The 1,758-nt window shown below is 61.8% G+C and carries 4 protein-coding genes; all 4 read left to right on the top strand.

Features of this window, described 5'->3' with window-relative positions; translation table 11 throughout:
* Nucleotides 1–222 precede the first annotated feature (222 nt).
* Genes FA740_RS19325 through FA740_RS19340 form a run of 4 tightly spaced genes read left to right on the top strand, consistent with a single transcriptional unit; the run spans nucleotide 223 to nucleotide 1,383 of the window.
* Nucleotides 223–582 carry a hypothetical protein gene (locus FA740_RS19325; RefSeq protein WP_136858413.1) on the top strand — a complete coding sequence of 120 codons (360 nt, stop codon included), beginning with the start codon at nucleotides 223–225 and terminating at the stop codon, nucleotides 580–582.
* Entirely contained in the window at nucleotides 579–821 is a 243-nt protein-coding gene (locus tag FA740_RS19330) for a hypothetical protein (protein ID WP_136858414.1), read from the top strand. Before FA740_RS19325 ends, FA740_RS19330 begins: the two co-directional genes overlap by 4 nt.
* Nucleotides 818–997 carry a hypothetical protein gene (locus FA740_RS19335; protein ID WP_136858415.1) on the top strand — a complete coding sequence of 60 codons (180 nt, stop codon included), beginning with the start codon at nucleotides 818–820 and terminating at the stop codon, nucleotides 995–997. Before FA740_RS19330 ends, FA740_RS19335 begins: the two co-directional genes overlap by 4 nt.
* Complete coding sequence (locus FA740_RS19340) at nucleotides 988–1,383, top strand: hypothetical protein (protein ID WP_136858416.1); 396 nt, start codon at nucleotides 988–990, stop codon at nucleotides 1,381–1,383. Before FA740_RS19335 ends, FA740_RS19340 begins: the two co-directional genes overlap by 10 nt.
* The last annotated feature ends 375 nt before the right edge of the window (nucleotides 1,384–1,758 follow it).

Here is a 1,758-nt window from a genome sequence, read left to right on the forward strand (position 1 = left end):
AATCCATATCCGCGTCGCGCTCATGAACCGCTTCAACGCCCTCGGCACCGCCGAGATCGTCCGCGTGGCCTGACAATGAAGGGGGAAGGGGCAGTCACGCATCAGGCCGCCTTTCTGCAACAACGCCCATTGCGCAAAAGAGTCACGGCGATTCACGGGCCGGTTACTCATCCCCAAATTGAACAGCCAAGGAGTCCAGCATGATGATGCTGAAAAAAGCGCATGCTTGATCTGATCCGCGACATGCTGACCAGTCCAGGATCGCCCGCCGATACCTATGGCTGGGGTGCTGCGCTGCTGGCGCATGCCTTCATCGGCGTGATCCTGACAGCGCTGATCAGGTGGATCGCGGGCGCGTGGCGCGGGGCTACGATCACAACTGGCGGCTATCTGCTGCTGTGGGAGGGCGCGCAGGTCGCGTTCTTCGGTGGGGGCATCCCTGACGGCCTCGTGGACGCCGCGGCAGTGGCCTGCGGGGCTGTGGTGGCGGCAGGAGCGTGGCGGAACCGTGGCGGGGCTGCGGCGGCCGCTCTGGCGCTGCTGGCGGTGATCGGGATCGCGGGCGTGAGGAATCGGCGATGAACCTGGTGGACTTCATATCCGAGGTCGGTGGCGGCCTCGCAGGCGTGGTCATCGTCGTCCAGGGCTGGGCCAACTGGATCCAGTACAAGCGCAATGGCGAGCTGCAGGACAAGATGCTGGAGATGGCCCAATCCATGGTCAAGGAAAGCCGCGACGTGATCACCGACACCAACAAGACCACAGCGGCCAACACCGAGATCATGGGCCGCGCGGTTCGTCTGCTGGAGGACCGGCGATGATGGGTAGGCTCATCCGACAGCTGACCGGCCACGGCCGGCGCGCCGAACGCGCAGACACGATCATGCGTGATCACATGGAAAGTTCGGCCCCGGAAAAGCGGGCCATCAAGGCGCGGGTGGCGGCGATCGAGCGCCTCGTGGAAAAGCTGGAGAAGGACGCCAATGCATGTCACTGACTATCGGCCTGATCGCGATGATCAACGCCCTCGGCTATTTCGCCGTGATCTGGGCATTCCGCGCCAGCTTTCGCGAACTGCGTTCCGCGACCTGGTGGTTCGCCACCGAGTTCACGATCCTTGCGGGCGCGATTATCTTGCGCGGCCTTTACTGGGATGTTGCCCTTCCGCTGATGCGGCTGTGGGTGCCCGATTTTGCCGTGCAGTGGTCCGACGCCACCCGCGGCCGGATGATTAACATCGTCTTCGGGCTGATGAAGATGGCGTCGTTCTTCTGCGCCCTGAAATGCCGCCAGATGCTCATCCCTGAGGCAGAGCGGGAACAGTGGCCGAACTGGCGCGCCTGGATGCACCCGACCAAGATCCGGCTGTTGCCTTGGCGATAGGACGATCATGCAAAGCGCGTGTCGTACCTTCTGAACAAGCTTAGCGCACCTGACACCGGCAATTGCAGGTTGTCGTTGACCGACCTCGCGATCTAGAACAGCTGCATTGAGCAAGCACATTGGCTGCAAGGATGATTGCGAATGACGACCGCCCTACCCCCCGGTACAATCGCCAAGGATGTTCTGATCGGCAATGGCGGTTGGCTATTCCTGTGGCAAGGAACGCACCGCCAGTTTGACCACCTTACGGCGTTGTTGCAGAACTCTGACCTTCGAGGATTCACATTTGTGAATCTATGCGGTTAGACGGTCCGCATGAGCAAGCCATCACCCGCCCGCTATCGCACGACGAACTGGTCTAGCTACACAGCCTCG

This window comes from Paracoccus hibiscisoli (assembly GCF_005048265.1).
Taxonomy (GTDB): domain Bacteria; phylum Pseudomonadota; class Alphaproteobacteria; order Rhodobacterales; family Rhodobacteraceae; genus Paracoccus; species Paracoccus hibiscisoli.

Excerpts from the sequence above, each read along its gene's own strand:
- FA740_RS19325 (WP_136858413.1), top strand. The coding sequence starts at position 223 with ATGCTTGATCTGATCCGCGACATGCTGACCAGTCCAGGATCGCCCGCC.
- FA740_RS19330 (WP_136858414.1), top strand. The coding sequence starts at position 579 with ATGAACCTGGTGGACTTCATATCCGAGGTCGGTGGCGGCCTCGCAGGC.
- FA740_RS19335 (WP_136858415.1), top strand. The coding sequence starts at position 818 with ATGATGGGTAGGCTCATCCGACAGCTGACCGGCCACGGCCGGCGCGCC.
- FA740_RS19340 (WP_136858416.1), top strand. The coding sequence starts at position 988 with ATGTCACTGACTATCGGCCTGATCGCGATGATCAACGCCCTCGGCTAT.